The organism is Streptomyces sp. NPDC040610 (assembly GCF_055594065.1).
Map to the genome: position 1 here is coordinate 1,356,257 of NZ_JBVIXA010000002.1, position 18,090 is coordinate 1,374,346.

Here is an 18,090-nt window from a genome sequence, read left to right on the forward strand (position 1 = left end):
AGTGAGACGCGCCCCCGGCCGATGGCGCGGCCGACGCGCCCCCTAGCCCAGCGGCAACGCCGGTTCCGGCAACCCCACCGGCCACGTGTGCACCGGCTCGCCCGTGTGCATCAGCTCGCAGTAGCGCCGCGTGGTGGCCGCGAGCGCCGCGTCGCGCTCCAGGCCGCGCTCCAGGGCCCGGTGGTAGGTGGCGGACTGCCAGGAGGCCCCGTTGACCCGCCTGCGACATCGCTCCTCGATCACGCCGAGGTACAGGTCGCGGTCGGCGGGCTCCACACCCCACGCGTCGAGCCCGGCGGCGGCGAGGGGCAGCAACTCGTCGCGTACGAGATCGACGGCGGCCACCCGCGCCGTACCGCCGTACCGCCCCCGGCGCGGCCACTCCAGATGCGCCTCGATGCCGTAGCGGCAGGCGGTGTCGAAGTTGCGGGCCGCCGCCTCGAACGGCAGCCGCGACCACACCGGCCGTGTCTCCTCGGCGAGCGCCCGCACCACGCCGTAGTAGAAGGCGGCATTGGCGATCACGTCCGTCACCGTGGGCCCCGCGGGCAGCACCCGGTTCTCCACGCGCAGGTGCGGTACGCCGTCGGCGATGCCGTACACCGGACGGTTCCAGCGGTACACCGTGCCGTTGTGCAGGGCGAGTTCCGCCAGCTGCGGCACCCCTCCGGCGTCGAGCACGCGCAGCGGGTCCTCCTCCTCGCACAGCGGGATCAGCGCCGGGAAGTAGCGCAGGTTCTCCTCGAAGAGCTCGTACGCGCTCGAGACCCAGCGCTCGCCGAACCAGGTGCGCGGCCGCACCCCCTGCGCCTGGAGCTCGGGCGGCCGGGTGTCCGTGGACTGCAGGAACAGCGGTGGCCTCGACTCGCTCCACAGCTCGCGGCCGAACAGGAACGGCGCGTTGGCACCCACCGCGACCTGCGCGGCGGCGACGGACTGCGCCGCGTTCCACACGTCGGCGAACTTCCCCGGCGTGACCTGGAGGTGCAGCTGCACCGACGTGCAGGCCGCCTCCGGCGCGATCGACGCGGACGTACACGTCAGGCGCTCCACGCCCTCGATGTCGAGCGCGAAGCTCTCGCCGCGCGCCGCCACGATCTGATCGTTGAGCAGCACATAGCGGTCCACGTCGGAGAGGTTCGCGGAGACCAGGTCCTGGCGCGACAGCGTCGGCAGAATGCCGATCATCACGATGCCCGCGTCCACCTCGTTCGCTTTCCGGTGGGCATAGGCGAGGCCGGTGCGCAGCTCTTCGGCGAGCCGGTCGAGAACACGGCCGCCCAACCGGTGCGGGGCAATGTTCACTTCCAGATTGAACATTCCGAGCTCGGTCTGGAAATCGCGACTCGCGATGCGCTCGAGAACTTCCGCATTCATCATTCTCGGCATGCCGTCGGGCCCCGCCAGATTCAGCTCTATCTCCAGGCCCATCAGATTCTTGGGCCGGTCGAACCGCCCCTCCTCGAGGAGCCGGGCCAGCGCCGCGAGGCACTGCCGGAGCTTGATCCGGTACTGGTGACGATCGGACAGGTCGAACGTTCCTGCCACGACCTTCTCGCCCATCGAAGCGTCCCTCCTCGGAGCGGCCGCCGGCGACCCGGCCGCTGTGTACGGGGGATGATGCCCAGCCGATGTGATCCATAACGCCCCGTGCGGGACCATGGACAAGTACCCTTGAGCGAGTTGCCGCGCGGCACATTCACCAGGCATGACGAAGCGCGCAGTTTCCGATCCTCATGTTGTGGTGAAGAAAACCAACGAGAATCGGCCGACCGCGGCCGCGGAGAATACCGAGGTCATCGCTCGGGAAGCGATCCGGAATCGGGAGGAAAGCCCCAGCAGGGCGACCGGATTGTGACTTGCCCGCGATATTCGGGACGGTTAGACGAAACACTCCCTGAACACCCGTCGTATAAACTCCGCGGTTGAGGCAGAGAGTTGGCGCTCGCGGTCCCCCTGCCCCCGCCCCTCTGACCCAGAGCTGACAGCGCCGTCCGCACCTGCCCCCGCTCCACTGTGCCTGTCGAATGAGAGAGGCGACCCACCATGCCCCTGTCTGTCCCCCCGGCTCCCGCGCCCGCCCTGCGCAGCGTCCTCGCGGCCCTCGGTTCCCCGACCGCCGTCCGCGGAGCCCGCACGCCGGTCCTGCGCGCCACCCAGGGCCCCACGAGCGCGGAACTGCCGCTGCCGGTCCACGAGCTGGTCCACGTCACGGCGACGGGCACGTCCCCGACCAAGCTCACCGGATGGCGCTTCCTGATCCGGTGCGGCGAGCGCGCGGTCGCCGCGGCCGACACGATGCTCACACCGGACGGCTGGGCCTTCTCGCACTTCTGCGAAGGCCCGTACATCGCCTCCGCCGAACTGGCCCTGCGGCACGCCGAGACCATGCCGAAGCCCTACCAGCCCCGGCTGCTCTCCGTGCCCGAGCTGTACATGCTCACCCTGTGGCTGCACTCCGACTGCACGGACGACGGCGCCAGCGGCCCGCTCGCCCCCACGGACCTCCTGGTGCCCCTCGCCCCGGCACCCCCCGGCATCGCGGCCCACCGCCCGCACCGCGCCGCCGACCTGCTCCCGGTGCTCACCCACCGCCTGACCCCGGCCCCGCTCCTGGGCTCACCCGCCTGACACCGCCACCCCTGAGCTCTGCCGTGCCCCGCCGCCCGCCCGGGCCGCGGGGCACGGCTGCGTACGACCCCGTCGCTGCGGGTCAGAGCCCCGTCACCCGCTGTCCGCCCCGCCCAACCGGACTAGCCCACTTCGGCTATCACGAACCACCCGAAGAGACAGGGGAGTTGGGCTGAACCGTCCGGGCGGGTGATACGTCATTAAGCAGTAGGAACCGCTGCAGCAAAATCCCTGCGGAATCACGCCCGTAGGGCAACACTGGACCGGACCGACAAAAAACGGGGGGCGGCGATGAACACCGCATCGAGCCGCAAGACAGACGTCACGACCATCACCACGCAGCGAAAGAACCCTTCCATGTGCCAGCACCAGCCACCGTGCCCGACAGCCGAATCCGCCGACCGGGAAGCCGCGTTCCTCGTGGCACACCACCCGGAGCAGGGATGGAGTCTGCTGTGCAACGGCGTCCTGCTCTTCGAGGACACCGGTGAGCTGCTGCCGAACGGGGAGATCATCGCCCCGCATCGACCGCTGGCCACCAGCCAGGTGATGACGGCCGCCTGAGCCGTCCACCACGCACACAAGGGCCGGCCCGGACATCCTGTCCGAACCGGCCCTGACTCATGTGCGCCCGCGGATCCGCCTACGGCGCCGCGGTATCAGTCCTCGTACGCATCCAGCGGCGGGCAGGAGCAGACCAGGTTCCGGTCGCCGTACGCCTGGTCGATACGGCGCACCGGCGGCCAGTACTTGTCCGCTGCCACCACTCCGGCCGGGAAGACGGCCTCCTCGCGGCTGTAGCCGTGCTCCCAGTCGCCGCCGAGCGCGGCCGCGGTGTGCGGGGCGTTGCGCAGCGGGTTGTCGTCGGCGTTCCACTCGCCGCTCGCGACCTTCTCGATCTCGCCGCGAATGGCGATCATCGCCTCGCAGAACCGGTCGAGCTCGTCCAGGTCCTCGCTCTCCGTCGGCTCGATCATCAGCGTGCCGGCGACCGGGAACGACATGGTCGGCGCGTGGAAGCCGTAGTCGATGAGCCGCTTGGCGATGTCGTCGACGCTGACGCCCGTGGACTTGCTCAGCGGACGCAGGTCGATGATGCACTCGTGCGCGACGAGCCCGCCGGGGCCGGTGTAGAGCACCGGGAAGTGCGGCTCGAGGCGCTTGGCGATGTAGTTCGCGGAGAGCACGGCGACCTGCGTGGCGCGCTTGAGTCCCTCACCGCCCATGAGGCGTACGTACGCCCAGGAGATCGGCAGGATCCCGGCGGAGCCCCACGGCGCGGCCGAGACGGGCCCGACGCCCGTCTCGGGGCCGGCGGCGGGCTGCAGCGGGTGGTTGGGCAGGTACGGGGCGAGGTGCCCGCGCACGGCCACCGGGCCGACGCCGGGGCCGCCGCCGCCGTGCGGGATGCAGAACGTCTTGTGCAGGTTCAGGTGCGAGACGTCGCCGCCGAAGTGGCCGGGCTTGGCGAGGCCCACCAGGGCGTTGAGGTTGGCGCCGTCGACGTACACCTGGCCGCCCGCGTCGTGCACCTGCGCGCAGATGTCGGCGACGTGCTCCTCGAAGACACCGTGCGTGGACGGGTAGGTGATCATCAGGACGGCGAGCTGGTCGCGGTGCTGCTCGATCTTGGCCCGCAGGTCCTCGACGTCGATCTCGCCGTCGTCCGCGGTCTTCACCACGACGACCTTCATCCCGGCCATCACGGCGCTGGCGGCGTTGGTGCCGTGCGCGGAGGACGGGATCAGGCAGACGGTCCGCTGGTCGTCGCCGTTGGCACGGTGGTAGCCGCGGACCGCGAGCAGTCCGGCGAGCTCGCCCTGCGAACCGGCGTTGGGCTGCAGTGACACCTTGTCGTACCCGGTGACCTCGGCGAGCCGCTCCTCGAGCTCCCTGATCAGCGTCAGATAGCCCTGGGCCTGCTGGGCGGGCGCGAAGGGGTGCAGCTGGCCGAACTCCGGCCAGGTGACCGGCTCCATCTCCGTGGTGGCGTTGAGCTTCATGGTGCAGGAGCCCAGCGGGATCATGCCGCGGTCGAGCGCGTAGTCCCGGTCGGCGAGGCGGCGCAGGTAGCGCAGCATCGCGGTCTCGGAGCGGTACTGGTGGAACACCGGGTGCGCCATGAAGTCGTCGGAGCGCTGCAGACCGGCGGGCAGCGTGTCGGCGACGGAGGCGTCCAGCGCCTCGACGTCGGCCTCGACACCGAACGCGGTCCAGATCGCGGCGAGCTGCGTGCGCGTCGTGGTCTCGTCGCACGCGAACGACACCTGGTCGGCGTCCACGAGGTGGATGTTCACGCCGCCCTCGCGGGCCGCGGTCACGATGTCGGCGGCCTTGCCCGGCACGCGGACGGTCAGCGTGTCGAAGTACGCCTCGTGCACGACCTCGACGCCCCCGGCCTTGAGGCCCGCGGCGAGGATCGTCGCGTACCGGTGGGTGCGCCGCGCGATCGCCTTGAGCCCCTCGGGGCCGTGGTAGACGGCGTACATCCCGGCCATGACGGCGAGCAGCACCTGGGCGGTACAGATGTTGCTGGTCGCCTTCTCGCGGCGGATGTGCTGCTCACGGGTCTGCAGCGCGAGCCGGTAGGCCTTGTTGCCGTCGGCGTCGACGGACACGCCCACGAGGCGTCCGGGCAGGCTGCGGGCGAACTTCTCGCGCACCGCCATGTAGCCGGCGTGCGGGCCGCCGAAGCCCATCGGGACGCCGAAGCGCTGGGTGGTGCCGACGGCGATGTCCGCGCCGAGCTCACCGGGCGAGGTGAGCAGCGTGAGCGCCAGCAGGTCGGCGGCCACAGAAACGATTGCGCCCAGGTCGTGGGCCTGGTCGATGAGCGCCTTGATGTCCCGTACGGCACCGGAGGCGCCCGGGTACTGGAGCAGCACGCCGACCACGCCGCGCTCGGCGACGTCGGCCGGGATGCCGTCCGTCAGGTCCGCGACGACGACCTCGACACCGGTCGGCTCGGCGCGGGTCTGGATCACGGCGACGGTCTGCGGCAGCACGTCGGCGTCGACGAGGAAGACGCCGTTCTTGACCTTGCCCAGGCGCCGGGAGAGCGCCATGGCCTCGGCGGCGGCGGTGCCCTCGTCGAGCAGCGAGGCACCGGAGGTGGGCAGTCCGGTCAGGTCGGCGACGACGGTCTGGAAGTTGAGGAGCGCCTCCAGACGGCCCTGCGAGATCTCCGGCTGGTACGGCGTGTACGCCGTGTACCAAGCCGGGTTCTCCATCACGTTCCGCAGGATCACCGGCGGCGTGAACGTGCCGTAGTAGCCGAGCCCGATCATCGAGTCGAGGACCTGGTTGCGGTCGGCGAGGGAGCGCAGCTCGGCCAGGACCTCGGCCTCGGTCCGCGCGCCGGGCAGCTCGAGGGCGTCGGCGTTCTTGATCACATCCGGCACCGCGGCGGCCGTCAGCTCGTCGAGGGAGCCGTACCCGACCTGGGCGAGCATCTTGGCGCGGGCTTCTGCATCGGGTCCGATGTGCCGCTGTTCGAAGGGGATTCCCTGCTCCAGCTGCGAGAGCGGAGTACGAGGAGTGGCGGTCATTGCGGAGGCCTCCTGGTCTGACACGACCTGCGAGGGGCACCACGGCGCGGGTACCCGGACGGCCTCCCCCTCTGTCATCTCAACCTGAGAGCTTCACAGCACCGCCCGAGGGCAGCGCTGCTTTCACCGTCGGTGAGGAAGGGTTCCGAACGTGCCCGCCCGACGCCCGCCCTGCTTTCCAGAGTGACCTCGTCCGTGCGGTACATGGGCCTGAGAGATTCCGGGGAGGAGTTGCTCCTTCGGCGCCTCCGGTGCTGCCACCGAAGAGCTCTCCCGCACGGGGTCAACAGCCACTCGCCAGCCTACCAGCGAGGACCGCGGCCGATCCCTCGAGTGGCCGCCCGCCTCGATGTGCTCTTTCGTAGTGATGACGAGCGAATTCTGGACGAGTACGTACTAGCACGTACGAGCAGGTACGAGTACGCACAAGCAGGTACGAGCACGAACGACTCGCGACCAGTTGGAGGGCCCGTGCAGACCGATATCGATCCGCGCAACCTGATCGGCCGCAAGGCGTTCGACCGCGACGGGGCCAAGATCGGCACAGTCGACGAGGTCTATCTCGACGATGCCACCGGTGCGCCGGAGTGGGCCGCCATACGGACGGGGCTGTTCAGCAGGGACGCCTTCGTCCCCCTGGAGCCCAGCGAGCTGGTCGACGACGGCACCCTCCGGGTCCCTTTCGAACGCGCCCTGATCAAGGACGCCCCGGACTTCGGCGTCGGCCGCCATCTGTCCCCGGAACAGGAACTCCAGCTCTACCGCCACTACGGCCTGGACCTGGCGCCACCGCCGCCCCCGCCGGACGCGGACTTCGGCCAGACGTCCGCGTAACCGACGGCGTCGAATTCCCGCCGCCGCCCCGACCCGGCCCACGTACCCCCATCCGACCCGGGCGTCCCGCACCGCCTCACGCGGCCCGCCCTGGTTCACGAGGCTCATCCCGGCTCGCACAGCCCAACCCAGCTCACGCGGCCCGCCCCGGCTCACGCATCCTGCCCCGGCCCACACGGCCCAACCCGGCCCCACGCGGCTCACCCCAGCTCGCCGTGGGCCCGCCATAGCTCTCTATGGCCCTCTGTGGCCCGCTGCTGGCCAGTCACGGCCGCCTCTCCCGGTGGCGTCGTCAGGGCCCCGCAGAGCCCTCGGTCCTCACAGCGCCTCCGATACCGCTGGCGTCCCGCCCGCCCCCGGCCCCTCCCCGCTTCCAGCCACCCCAGGCTCCCCCGTAGCCCCAGCGCCCCCAGCAGAACCCCCCTCGGCGGCCTCCCCCACCTCCCCGTCCTCAGCCACCAACGGCAACGGATCCGACAGCTCCAGCTCCGGATCATCCGTCCGGAACGTCCGCACCCGCCCCGGCGCCGACCCCGGCGTCTCGAACCGCACCGTCACCCGCCCCAAACCACTCCCCTGCACCCACCCCGCCCCATGCACCGCATGCCGCACGTCATGCCCGGCCGACCACCTGCGCTCAGCCAACGCCACAGACTCCCCACCACCGCTGTCACCACCACCAGCCACTCCACCACCAAGCCCGCCACCGCTGGCGGCCCCGCCACCGCCAGACCCCCCACCACCAGGCCCAACACCCCCAATCACCGCATCACGAGCCCCCACACCACCAGATTCACCCGCTCCCGCAGCCTCACCCCGCCCGTCCTCAGCCAGCACCTCACCGCCACCCCACTCCCCCACCCCAAGCTCCACCCCGTCCCGAACCCCCACACGCGCACCCACACTCACGCCCACCACACCCTGAACGTCCGCCCCAGCCACACCGGCCCCCACACTCGTCTCCGCCTCCGCCTCCGCAGCATCGACCTGCGCCTGAGCCTGAGCGAACAAATCCTCCTGCGTGTAGTCCGCAAGCCCGCTCACCCCCACCCCCAGCAACCGCACCCCACCCGTCGTGTCCACGGACTCGAGGAGCCGTGCGGCCGCCTCCCGCACCACCCCGGGGTCGTCCGTGGGGCCGCGCAGCGTCTCGGAGCGCGTCAGGGTCGAGAAGTCGAAGCGCCGCACCTTCAGCACGATGGTCCGCCCGGAGTGCCCCGCGTCCCGCAGCCGCCGCACGCACCGGTCGGCAAGGCGCGCCACCTCCATCCGGACCCGTACCCGGTCGTGGATGTCCACGTCGTACGTGTCCTCGACGCTGACCGACTTGGTGTCCCGCTCGGCCACCACGGGCCGCTCGTCCCGCGCCAGCGCCATCGCGTACAGCGACCCGCCGTGGGCCTTCCCCAGGAGCCGTACGAGCTCGTCCTCCCCGGCCTCGGCCAGCTCCCCGACGGTGGTGATCCCGGCCCGTCGCAGGTGGTCGCCGGTGGCGGGCCCCACCCCTGGCAGCGTCCGCACGGTCATGGGCGCGAGCAGTTCCCGCTCCGTGCCCGGCGATATCAGCACAAGCCCGTCCGGCTTGGCCTGCTCGGAGGCGATCTTCGCCAGCATCTTGGACACGGCGAGCCCCACGGACCCGGTCAGCCCCGTGACCCGCAGGATGTCCGCCCGCAACCGCTCCCCCACGGCCCGCGCGGCCGCCTCGTCCGCCGCGACGCCGCCCGCCTCCAGGTCCACGAAGGCCTCATCCAGGCTCAGCGGCTCCACCAACGGCGACAGCTCCCGCAGGAGCCGCATCACCTGGTCGCTGATCTCCCGGTAGAACGAGAACCGGGGCACGAGGTACGCGGCGTTCGGCGCGAGCCGCCGCGCCTGCCCCATGGGCATCGCCGAGTGCACCCCGAACCGACGCGCCTCGTAGGAGGCGGTGGCGACCACACCGCGCGGGCCGAGCCCGCCGACGACGACAGCCTTGCCCCGCAGGCTCGGTTTGGCAGCCTGCTCGGCGGACGCGTAGAAGGCGTCCATGTCGAGATGCAGAATCGTCGGCGCGGTCCTCACATCTCCGATGCTGCCCCAAGCCACTGACAATGCCCCTGAGCCACCAGGCACAACCGCCCCGCCAGGACCACTGCCGGCCGCCGCCGACCGCCTCACACGGCCCGGTTGCGCCGCCTCGCGAGCTCGTCCCCGGGGTGGTGCCCCATCAGGGTCTCCCCGGTGTCGATGCGCTCCCCGTGGAGCTGCGACAGCGCGGCCTCCACATCGCGCCACACGACGCCCACGGCGATCCCGAAGACGCCCTGCCCGCCCTGGAGCAGATCGTGCACCTCGTTGGGCGAGGTGCATTCGTAGACCGTCGCCCCGTCGCTCATCAGCGTCGTGCGCTCCAGGTCCCGGAATCCGCTGTCACGCAGATGCTGGACCGTGGTGCGGATGTTCTGCAGCGACACCCCGGTGTCGAGGAACCGCTTCACGATCTTCAGAACGACCACGTCACGGAAGCTGTAGAGCCGCTGGGTCCCGGAGCCACCGGCGGCGCGCACACTGGGCTCGACGAGCCCGGTCCGCGCCCAGTAGTCCAACTGGCGGTATGTGATGCCCGCGGCGGCGCACGCCGTGGGCCCCCGATATCCGACCCGGTCCTGCTCGGGACTCTCCCCCTGACCTTCCGGTCCGGAGGTGCCACCGTGCACTGCCACCGGGCGCTTCGGAGAGTGATCGGCCGAGCTGCTGTGATGCGGGTACGGACCGCCCACCGCTGTGCCGTCGCCGCTGCTTCTCACGCCGACCTCCGTCCTTGACCTGCCTCCTCGACGGTAGGCAGTCACCAGGGGCTCGTCAACGAACGCCACACTCGGCACGCCGGGTGATAATCACCCTGCGAGTGGTTTCCCCTCCCACGCTGCGGGGAAAGGCTAGCCGAATGATCCGGGGACGGCCTCCCGGAGAGGTCCTACGGGCTGACGAACAACGGCGCGCCACCGGCCACCGACGGCCGACCGAGGCACCGGATTCGCCGCCGAGCGCCGCTCACTGGCTGTTGGTGCCGAAGTCCTCGGGCGAGATCTGATCGAGGAACTCGCGGAACTTCTCCACCTCGTCCTCCTGCTCGTCCGGAATGGCGATCCCGGCGTCGTCGAGCACCCCGTCACTGCCGAAGATCGGCGTCCCGGTGCGCAGCGCGAGCGCTATGGCGTCGGAGGGCCGCGCGCTCACCTCGACTCCACTGGCGAAGACCAGCTCGGCGTAGAACACGCCTTCCCGCAGGTCGGTGATGCGCACTTCGGTGAGCTCCTGGCCGACAGCCTCCAGCACGTCCTTGAACAGGTCGTGCGTCAGCGGCCGTGCGGGCGCCATGCCCTGCTGTGCGAAGGCGATGGCGGTCGCCTCCCCTGGTCCGATCCAGATGGGGAGGTACCGGTCGCCTCCCACTTCACGCAGGAGCACGATCGGCTGGTTGGAGGGCATTTCGACCCGGACACCTACGACGTCGAGCTCGTTCACACAGCAACCCTAGGACGTGCCCGGCAGGTTTGGGTAGTCGGGCACCGATCGGGTCAGCGCACCCGGACGCCGAGCGCACTGTGCACGAGCGCCGCGTGCAGCCTGCCAGTGAGCCCCGCGAGCTCCTTCGTACGGGCTTCCGCATGGGCCCTGGTCTGCGGATTGCGGTGCCTGCGCAGCGGCGCGACGACCTGGTCGACGAGGCCCGCCTCCCGGTCCGCGGCCGCTTTCATGGCCCGCAGATGGCGGGGTTCGATACCGAATCGCCCGAGTTCGACGACCAGCGCGGCCACCGTCACGGCGTCCGCGTCGTAACTGCCGTCGGGCAGGGGCGTGACCAGGCCGTACGTCTCCCACTCGGCGAGCTGGTGCTCGTCGGCCTCGGCGGCGGCAAGCAGGGTGTCCCGGCCCAGCCGTGCCGCCGTGCGCTCCTCGTCGGCCTCCGGGAGTTCGCTGTCGGCGGACTCGGGCGACTGCCCGGGCGCGGGAACGGTGGGGACCTCACCGCGCTCCGTGGCGTCCAGCTGCTCGCGGATCACCTTGAGCGGCAGGTAGTGGTCGCGCTGCATCCGCAGGACGTACCCGAGCCGCTCGACGTCCTCCGGGCTGAACTTGCGGTAGCCGGACGGCGTGCGCTGCGGCTCGATGAGCCCTTCGGACTCCAAGAACCTGATCTTGGAGATGGTGACCTCGGGAAATTCGTCACGCAGCGCGTTCAGCACGGTGCCGATGCTCATCAGCCGACGGTCCGCGGCGGCGGTGCCGTTTCCGGCACCGCCCCTCGTTGTGTGCAGCATGGACCTTCCCTGGGGGTCCCCCCAGACGGAGTCTGGGGGAGGGTCAGATGCCCCGCTGGCTCGCGTAGAAGACCAGCCGGTACTTGCCGATCTGCACCTCGTCGCCGTTGGACAGCGCGACGGAGTCGATCCGCTCCCGGTTCACATACGTGCCGTTGAGGCTGCCCACGTCGGCGACGGTGAAGGAGCCGTCCGCGAGGCGACGGAACTCCACGTGGCGGCGCGACACGGTCACGTCGTCCAGGAAGATGTCGCTCTGCGGGTGGCGTCCCGCCGTCGTCAGCTCACCGTCGAGGAGGAAGCGGCTGCCCGAGTTCGGACCGCGTCGCACCACGAGCAGCGCCGAGCCGAGCGGCAGCGCGTCCACGGCCGCCTGGGCCTCGGGCGACAGCGCCGGAGACGGCGTCTGCCCCGTGACCTCGGCGTCGTAGGCCTCGAGTCCGGAGATGGAGATCGTCGAAGTGGTCTCGGACGGACGCTCGGCGACCGCTCCGGCCCGCAGCGGCGCACCGCAGTTGGAACAGAACCGGCTCGCCTGCGCGTTGCGGTTCCCGCACCTCGTACACACCAGGGCCGACATGGACGGATCCTCCTGCCGCGGCTGCCCCCCAGGGGCATTGGACGCGTACGGGTCAGGGGTAAACCCTCCACCCGTACTTGAGGTTGACGGTTCCCCGAAACCTATGCGGCCGGAACTGGCAGGGTCAACAGACGACGCGCCCTGTCCGCCCGAATTGTCTCCGCCGACCTGGTCCCGGAACAGCGGGCGCTCGCCCACCTGCGTCTCCGGCACGTCTCCAGCGCGCGGCGCACGATGACGGGCGTCTTCACGTGCGCTCTTGCCGAACAACTTCGCAAACAACTTCACGGGCGATTCCCCTTGACCGAAACAGACCCGCCCGTGGGGCAGGACGAACCCTGATTGCACACACCGTCATACCGCGGCACCACGGACATCCTCACAACGTCCGGAGCCGCCAAACAGTTTCCACCACGCACCCCATCTGCGGTGCGCCGACCCCCCGCAACCTCATGCCCTGGACCAATGGCCCCCATGCGCCCCCGGCTCACTGGGAGGACGACCGAGCGTAGTCAGGCCGCTTCGCCGGTCGCAAGGCATCCACGACGATCTTCTCCGTACGTGCGACAGTCACCGTGGCCTGCTCCTTCTCCAGAGTCTGCACCACCCCGCCAGGGATGTTCAGCGCCGGCTCCAGGTCCTGCGGCTTGCCGATGACCTTGAAGCGGTAGGGCGCGGAGACCTTCCGGCCGTCCACCCGCACACCACCGCCCGTCGCGTCCGACAGATGCGTACTGGCGACCACCCTGACGTCATTGACCTGGATGGCCTCCGCACCGGCGGCGCGCAACTCCTGGATGGCGTCGAGCAGCATGTCAGCCTCAACCGTCCCCTTCTTGTCGTCGATCGTCAGCGTGATGCCGGGACCCTGCGCGGCCACGGTGCCCGCCAGAATGCCGAGCTGTCGTTCTCTCTCGGCGGTCTGTTTGCGGGCCTCCTCGGCCTGGTCCGAGCTGTTCTCGAGACCGGTGCGCTGTTCCTCCAGTCTCCGCTTCTCATCTTCCAGACGCTGAGTTCGGTCATCCAGTTCATCGAGAATACGTACGAGATCTTCCTGACGTGCCCCGCGCAGCGCACTGCTGTCGTTCGTGGACCGCACCTGGATGGCGAGCCCGAGGCCGAGGACGAACAGCAGCAGGGCCACGATGAGTTGCGCCCGCGTCAGGCGCGGCGGCCAGATCCCCTGTACGAGCCTCTGACGCCCGGTCAGGGACGGCCCGCCGCTCTGCTCGCCAGGCGGCCTGTCAGCGGCCGTGCGGGGCGTCACCGGGACCTCGGCGGGCAGTTCCCTGCGCCTGCCGTCCTGAGCCGGGCCGCCCATGTTCTCGGGGTTCTCGGGATTCTTGGGGTTCTCGGGGTCCATGGGATTCATGGGACTCATCGGCGTCACGCCCTGAAGACGTGCCGACGGATCGCCGCGGCGTTGGAGAAGATGCGGATACCGAGGACCACGACGACACCGGTGGACAGCTGCGCGCCCACCCCCAGCTTGTCGCCCAGGAAGACGATCAGCGCGGCCACCACCACGTTCGACAGGAACGACACCACGAAGACCTTGTCGTCGAAGATGCCGTCGAGCATCGCGCGCAGACCGCCGAACACCGCGTCGAGCGCGGCCACCACGGCGATCGGAAGATACGGCTCGACGACCGCCGGAACCTCGGGCCGAACCAACAATCCGGCCACGACTCCCACGACGAGGCCCAGTACGGCGATCACGATGTGCCCTTTCCTGCCTTCGGCTCTGCTGTTCGTACGGTCACACTGGGCGCGGCCGGAAGCCGGACGTCGTCCACCGCGGAAATGCTGGTCCGGACGCCGAAGTTCTCCTGCAGACCGTGCAGATACTGGCCGTCGACGCTGTTCTGGAACCTCGTGCTCAGCCGCTGCCCGTCACCCACCGCGAGCACCGTATACGGCGGCACCAGCGGCTTGTTGTCGACCAGTATCGCGTCACCGGCCGCCCTGATCGCCGACAGCGCGGTCAGCCGCTGATCGTTGATCGCGATGGCCTCGGCGCCCGACTCCCACAGGCCGTTGACGACCCGCTGCATATCGCGGTCCCGCACCCGGCCGTTGTCGGAGAATCCGGAGCTCTCCCGCGGACCGCCGCCGCCCTGATCGGCTTCCTTCTTGTCGTCGACCACGAGCTTCACACCGGGTCCGTGCACTTCCGTCGCGCCGGACAGCAGCGACACCAACTCGGCCCGGCCGCCGCCGTGCTTCTCCAGCGCGGCACGCTGACGCGCGCTCACATCGCCGCGCAGGTCGTCGACCTCGTCCTCGAGCTTGTCCGCGTCCGCGGTCGCCGACTCGACCCGTTCGATCAGCTCGGAGCGCTCCTTGGCCAGCTCCGGCGCCGCTATCCGCGCCTGCGCCGCACCCACGGTCACCACAAGCGCGGCGAGCACCAGACCCACCGCGAGACCCAGCTTGGCCCGCAGCGTCTTGGGGACTCCACCTGTGCCGGTTTCCCTCTTGCGTGCGGCGGCCTCCGCGTACCCCTCGTCCAGGCTGTGGTCCATGACGGTGGTGAGCAGCGACATGGAGGCGTCCGGGCGCCGAGGGCGCGAGACGGTGCTCCGAACGGGGGGCTGCTGCGGCATGCCGCACATCGTCGCACGTCGCGGGCACTACCTCCGAACGGCCCCACCGGCGTGCCGGACAGCGCCACTTACGGGTGCTGTCCGGCACATATGCGCCATCAGTGCCCGGCGCTGTCCACCACCGCGGCCCACTCGTCGAGCAGCGCCTGGGCGGACGCGTCGTCGGGCCCCTCGGCCCACAGGTGCGTGACGGCCTCCGCCGGGTCGGGCAGGACGAGCACCCAGCGTCCGTCGGCCTCCACGACCCGTACGCCGTCCGTCGTGTCCACGGACCGCTCGCCCGCGGCCTCCACGACATGCCGCATCACCAGGCCCTTGACGGCCCAGGGAGTGGCGAGGTCACGCCTCAGGACGTGCGCGCGCGGGATCCTGGCGTCGATCTGGCTGAGCGTGAGCTGCGTACGCGCCACAAGCCCGATGAGCCGCACGAACGCCGCTGTGCCGTCGAAGACGCTGCTGAACTCGGGCACGATGAACCCACCGCGCCCGTCCCCGCCGAAGACTGTCGAATCGCCGCGCCCGACCCGGGTCAGATCGTCCGGTGACGTCGTCGTCCACTCCACCTGGGTGCCGTGGTACGCCGCGACCTGCTCGGCGATACGTGTCGTGGTCACCGGCAACGCGACCCGCCCACTGCGCCGCTCCGCGGCCACCAGGTCCAGCATCACCAGCAGAGCCCGGTCGTCCTCGACGATCCGCCCCTTCTCGTCGACGAGCGAGAGCCGCTCCCCCACGGGGTCGAAGCGCACCCCGAAGGCCGCGCGCGCCGACGCCACGATCTCGCCGAGCCGCATCAGACCGGACCGGCGCGCGTCGGCGGACTCGGTGGGCCGCGACTCGTCGAGCCCCGGGTTGATCGTCAGCGCGTCGACGCCGAGCTTCCCGAGGAGGCTGGGCAGGACGAGCCCTGCGCTGCCGTTGGACGCGTCCACGACGACCTTGAGCTCCGACTCGGCGATGCCCGTCGTGTCGACATTGCGCAGCAGCGACCCGGTGTAGGAGTCGAAGACACTGGCGGGGAAGTGCAGGTCCCCGATCTCGCCGGGGAACGCACGCCGGTACTCCTGGCGCGCGTACACACGGTCCAGCTTGCGCTGGCTGGCCTGCGAGAGGTCCGCCCCGCGCCCGTCGAAGAACATGATGTCGACGGAGTCCGGCACCCCCGTCGTCGTACGGATCATGATGCCGCCGGCACTGCCACGCGCCGTCTGCTGCCGCGCGACCGGCAGAGGCACGTTCTCCAGGTCGCGTACGTCGATGGCACTGGCCTGGAGTGCGGAGATCACGGCCCGCTTCAGGGCCCGCGCGCCTCGGGAGTGGTCACGCGCCGTGGTGACGGTGGAGCCCTTCTTGAGCGTCGTCGCGTACGCTCCGGCGAGCCGCACGGCGAGTTCCGGAGTGATCTCCACGTTCAGGATGCCGGAGACGCCGCGGGCTCCGAAGAGATGCGCCTGTCCGCGGGACTCCCAGATGACGGAGGTGTTGACGAACGCTCCGGCCTCGATTGTCTTGAACGGATAGACCCGCACATTGCCCTGGATGATCGATTCTTCGCCGACAAGGCATTCGTCGCCGATGACGGCGCCGTCCTCGATACGGGCGGCCCGCATGATGTCGGTGTTCTTCCCGACGACGCAGCCTCTCAGATTGCTGTGCTGCCCGATGTAGACGTTGTCGTGCACGACCGCCTTGTGCAGGAACGCTCCGCTCTTCACCACGACGTTCGAGCCGACGACTGTGTGCTCACGGATCTCGGCGTCCGCTTCGATCTTCGCGTAGTCACCGACGTACAGCGGACCGCGGAGTACGGCGTCGGGATGCACTTCGGCGCCTTCGGCGACCCATACGCCGGGCGAGATCTCGAAGCCGTCGAGTTCCACGTCGACCTTGCCTTCAAGGACGTCCGCCTGGGCCTTCACATAGCTCTCGTGGGTGCCGACGTCCTCCCAGTAGCCCTCGGCGATGTAGCCGTAGACGGGCTTGCCTTCCTTCATGAGCTGCGGGAAGACGTCACCCGACCAGTCGACCGGCACATCCGCCTCGACGTAGTCGAAGACCTCGGGCTCCATCACGTAGATGCCCGTGTTCACCGTGTCGGAGAAGACCTGCCCCCAGGTCGGCTTCTCCAGGAAGCGCTCGACCTTGCCTTCTTCGTCGACGATGGTGATGCCGAATTCCAGCGGATTGGGGACGCGTGTCAGGCAGACTGTGACAAGTGCGCCTTTCTCCTTGTGGAAGCGGATCAGATCGGTGAGGTCGAAGTCGGTCAGAGCGTCACCGGAGATGACGACAAAGGCATCGTCCTTCAGCGCTTCTTCAGCGTTCTTCACGCTGCCGGCAGTGCCGAGTGGCTTCTCCTCATTGGCATAGGTGAGCTCCATCCCGAGCTCTTCACCGTCGCCGAAGTAATTCTTGACGAGCGACGCCAGGAACTGGACTGTCACTACGGTCTCGGTGAGCCCATGCTTCTTCAGCAGGCGCAGCACATGCTCCATGATCGGCCGGTTGGCCACCGGCAGGAGCGGCTTGGGCATGCTCGAGGTCATGGGGCGCAGGCGGGTGCCTTCGCCTCCGGCCATCACGACGGCCTTCATGTCGGAAACGTCCTCCTTGATAGACGACGATCTAGCCGACTCAGCCTGCCAGGATTGGCCCGTTCACTCAGGTACGAGCCTTCCGGCCGCCCCACCCGTCATTTTGACGGGCTCAATCGGCCATGGCATCCGTCTTGACAAGTCGGCGGACCTGAACCACGTAGAGGATCCCTGCCCACCAGTACAGGGTTGTACCCCATCCGGCGAACGCCCATCCGAAAATAGCAGCGAGTGTATGGATCCAGCCACTTCCGTCACTGAGCAGCAGCAGCGGAAAGGCGTACATCAGGTTGAAGGTCGCGGCCTTGCCGAGGAAGTTCACCTGCGGCGGCGGATAGCCGTGCCGTCGGAGGATCCAGACCATCACCAGCAGAACCAGTTCGCGCAGCAGTAGCAGCGCGGTCACCCACAGCGGAAGAATCTCGCGCCAGGTGAGGCCGACAAGCGTCGAGAGGATATACAGCCGATCGGCTGCCGGGTCGAGGAGCCGGCCCAGGTTGCTGATCTGGTTCCATCGCCGCGCCAGTTTGCCGTCGAGATAGTCGCTGACGCCGCTCAGCGCGAGCACCAGCAGCGCCCAGCCGTCACTGTTCGGCCCGCCGAACTCCGGCCTGAGGATCAGCCACAGGAAGAGGGGCACACCTACGAGACGCGCCATGCTGAGGATGTTCGGGATGGTGAGGACCCGGTCCGTCTGGACGCGAGTCTCCTGGACCTCCACCCGGGGGCCTCCTGTGGGGAACGAGCCAATGATGCCCCCTGACCTTACCGTCAGTTGTCAGACGGCCGTGCAGAGGGGGTGGCGCGGCTCCAGGAAAGCCCGGAAAAGGTTCCAGAAAACAAAAAAGCCGTGGTCCCAGGACATATGTCCTGGGACCACGGCTTTATCAAATCAAGTTCGGCGGCGTCCTACTCTCCCACAGGGTCCCCCCTGCAGTACCATCGGCGCTGTAAGGCTTAGCTTCCGGGTTCGGAATGTAACCGGGCGTT

At 69.5% G+C, this 18,090-nt stretch carries 15 protein-coding genes, 1 rRNA gene and 1 riboswitch; of the genes, 3 read left to right on the forward strand and 13 right to left on the reverse strand.

What is annotated here, in order from left to right; translation table 11 throughout:
- Window positions 1-42: 42 nt before the first annotated feature.
- A complete protein-coding gene (locus tag ACZ6AA_RS12545) occupies window positions 43-1,563 on the reverse strand; it encodes a glutamate-cysteine ligase family protein (RefSeq protein ID WP_468462236.1) in 1,521 nt (506 codons plus the stop codon).
- Window positions 1,564-2,046: 483 nt separating this feature from the next.
- Here ACZ6AA_RS12545 and ACZ6AA_RS12550 point away from each other — a divergent pair, with 483 nt between their 5' ends.
- Both ACZ6AA_RS12550 and ACZ6AA_RS12555 read left to right on the forward strand, forming a co-directional pair.
- Window positions 2,047-2,631 (forward strand): hypothetical protein, encoded by a 585-nt coding sequence (locus ACZ6AA_RS12550; RefSeq protein WP_471457817.1) that lies wholly within the window; start codon window positions 2,047-2,049, stop codon window positions 2,629-2,631.
- A 357-nt stretch (window positions 2,632-2,988) separates the two neighbouring features.
- Entirely contained in the window at window positions 2,989-3,195 is a 207-nt protein-coding gene (locus ACZ6AA_RS12555; protein ID WP_190120131.1) for a DUF5999 family protein, read from the forward strand.
- Between the two features lie 95 nt (window positions 3,196-3,290).
- Here the strand turns inward: ACZ6AA_RS12555 and gcvP are convergent, their stop codons facing one another.
- Window positions 3,291-6,179 carry an aminomethyl-transferring glycine dehydrogenase gene (gcvP, locus tag ACZ6AA_RS12560; protein ID WP_468462232.1) on the reverse strand — a complete coding sequence of 963 codons (2,889 nt, stop codon included), beginning with the start codon at window positions 6,177-6,179 and terminating at the stop codon, window positions 3,291-3,293.
- 188 nt (window positions 6,180-6,367) lie between these two features.
- Window positions 6,368-6,465: riboswitch (glycine riboswitch) on the reverse strand.
- A 185-nt stretch (window positions 6,466-6,650) separates the two neighbouring features.
- Between gcvP and ACZ6AA_RS12565 the strand changes: the two genes are divergently transcribed.
- Window positions 6,651-7,013, forward strand: coding sequence for a PRC-barrel domain-containing protein (locus ACZ6AA_RS12565; protein WP_030358584.1), 363 nt, complete (start codon window positions 6,651-6,653; stop codon window positions 7,011-7,013).
- Between the two features lie 318 nt (window positions 7,014-7,331).
- On the opposite strand, the gene ACZ6AA_RS12570 is transcribed toward ACZ6AA_RS12565, so the two are convergent.
- The 11 genes from ACZ6AA_RS12570 to rrf form a co-directional block, all read right to left on the reverse strand.
- Window positions 7,332-9,077: a DNA polymerase IV gene (locus tag ACZ6AA_RS12570; RefSeq protein WP_471457820.1), complete on the reverse strand. Its 1,746-nt coding sequence runs from the start codon at window positions 9,075-9,077 to the stop codon at window positions 7,332-7,334.
- A gap of 92 nt (window positions 9,078-9,169) precedes the next feature.
- Window positions 9,170-9,802, reverse strand: a complete 633-nt coding sequence (locus ACZ6AA_RS12575; protein ID WP_468462228.1) for a MerR family transcriptional regulator — start codon at window positions 9,800-9,802, stop codon at window positions 9,170-9,172.
- A gap of 247 nt (window positions 9,803-10,049) precedes the next feature.
- On the reverse strand, window positions 10,050-10,523 hold the full coding sequence (locus tag ACZ6AA_RS12580) for a bifunctional nuclease family protein (RefSeq protein ID WP_005475662.1): 474 nt from the start codon (window positions 10,521-10,523) through the stop codon (window positions 10,050-10,052).
- Between the two features lie 53 nt (window positions 10,524-10,576).
- Window positions 10,577-11,320, reverse strand: a complete 744-nt coding sequence (ftsR, locus tag ACZ6AA_RS12585; protein WP_468462226.1) for a transcriptional regulator FtsR — start codon at window positions 11,318-11,320, stop codon at window positions 10,577-10,579.
- Window positions 11,321-11,363: 43 nt separating this feature from the next.
- Window positions 11,364-12,248, reverse strand: a complete 885-nt coding sequence (locus ACZ6AA_RS12590) for an FHA domain-containing protein (protein ID WP_468462224.1) — start codon at window positions 12,246-12,248, stop codon at window positions 11,364-11,366.
- A gap of 139 nt (window positions 12,249-12,387) precedes the next feature.
- A complete protein-coding gene (locus ACZ6AA_RS12595; RefSeq protein WP_471457887.1) occupies window positions 12,388-13,221 on the reverse strand; it encodes a DUF881 domain-containing protein in 834 nt (277 codons plus the stop codon).
- A 65-nt stretch (window positions 13,222-13,286) separates the two neighbouring features.
- Entirely contained in the window at window positions 13,287-13,619 is a 333-nt protein-coding gene (locus ACZ6AA_RS12600) for a small basic family protein (protein ID WP_003988855.1), read from the reverse strand.
- Window positions 13,616-14,515 carry a DUF881 domain-containing protein gene (locus tag ACZ6AA_RS12605; RefSeq protein WP_468462222.1) on the reverse strand — a complete coding sequence of 300 codons (900 nt, stop codon included), beginning with the start codon at window positions 14,513-14,515 and terminating at the stop codon, window positions 13,616-13,618. Before ACZ6AA_RS12605 ends, ACZ6AA_RS12600 begins: the two co-directional genes overlap by 4 nt.
- A gap of 89 nt (window positions 14,516-14,604) precedes the next feature.
- Window positions 14,605-17,100, reverse strand: a complete 2,496-nt coding sequence (locus ACZ6AA_RS12610; RefSeq protein ID WP_468462220.1) for a sugar phosphate nucleotidyltransferase — start codon at window positions 17,098-17,100, stop codon at window positions 14,605-14,607.
- A 112-nt stretch (window positions 17,101-17,212) separates the two neighbouring features.
- Window positions 17,213-17,821, reverse strand: coding sequence for a CDP-alcohol phosphatidyltransferase family protein (locus tag ACZ6AA_RS12615; protein ID WP_087883245.1), 609 nt, complete (start codon window positions 17,819-17,821; stop codon window positions 17,213-17,215).
- A 175-nt stretch (window positions 17,822-17,996) separates the two neighbouring features.
- A 5S ribosomal RNA gene (gene rrf, locus ACZ6AA_RS12620) occupies window positions 17,997-18,090 on the reverse strand; the annotation flags it as partial.

Bases quoted from the DNA above. Each gene is read 5' to 3' on its own strand.
- ACZ6AA_RS12605 (WP_468462222.1), bottom strand. From the start codon at position 14,515: ATGTGCGGCATGCCGCAGCAGCCCCCCGTTCGGAGCACCGTCTCGCGC.
- gcvP (WP_468462232.1), bottom strand. From the start codon at position 6,179: ATGACCGCCACTCCTCGTACTCCGCTCTCGCAGCTGGAGCAGGGAATC.
- ACZ6AA_RS12610 (WP_468462220.1), bottom strand. From the start codon at position 17,100: ATGAAGGCCGTCGTGATGGCCGGAGGCGAAGGCACCCGCCTGCGCCCC.
- ACZ6AA_RS12555 (WP_190120131.1), top strand. From the start codon at position 2,989: ATGTGCCAGCACCAGCCACCGTGCCCGACAGCCGAATCCGCCGACCGG.
- ACZ6AA_RS12550 (WP_471457817.1), top strand. From the start codon at position 2,047: ATGCCCCTGTCTGTCCCCCCGGCTCCCGCGCCCGCCCTGCGCAGCGTC.
- ACZ6AA_RS12545 (WP_468462236.1), bottom strand. From the start codon at position 1,563: ATGGGCGAGAAGGTCGTGGCAGGAACGTTCGACCTGTCCGATCGTCAC.
- ACZ6AA_RS12595 (WP_471457887.1), bottom strand. From the start codon at position 13,221: ATGGGCGGCCCGGCTCAGGACGGCAGGCGCAGGGAACTGCCCGCCGAG.
- ftsR (WP_468462226.1), bottom strand. From the start codon at position 11,320: ATGCTGCACACAACGAGGGGCGGTGCCGGAAACGGCACCGCCGCCGCG.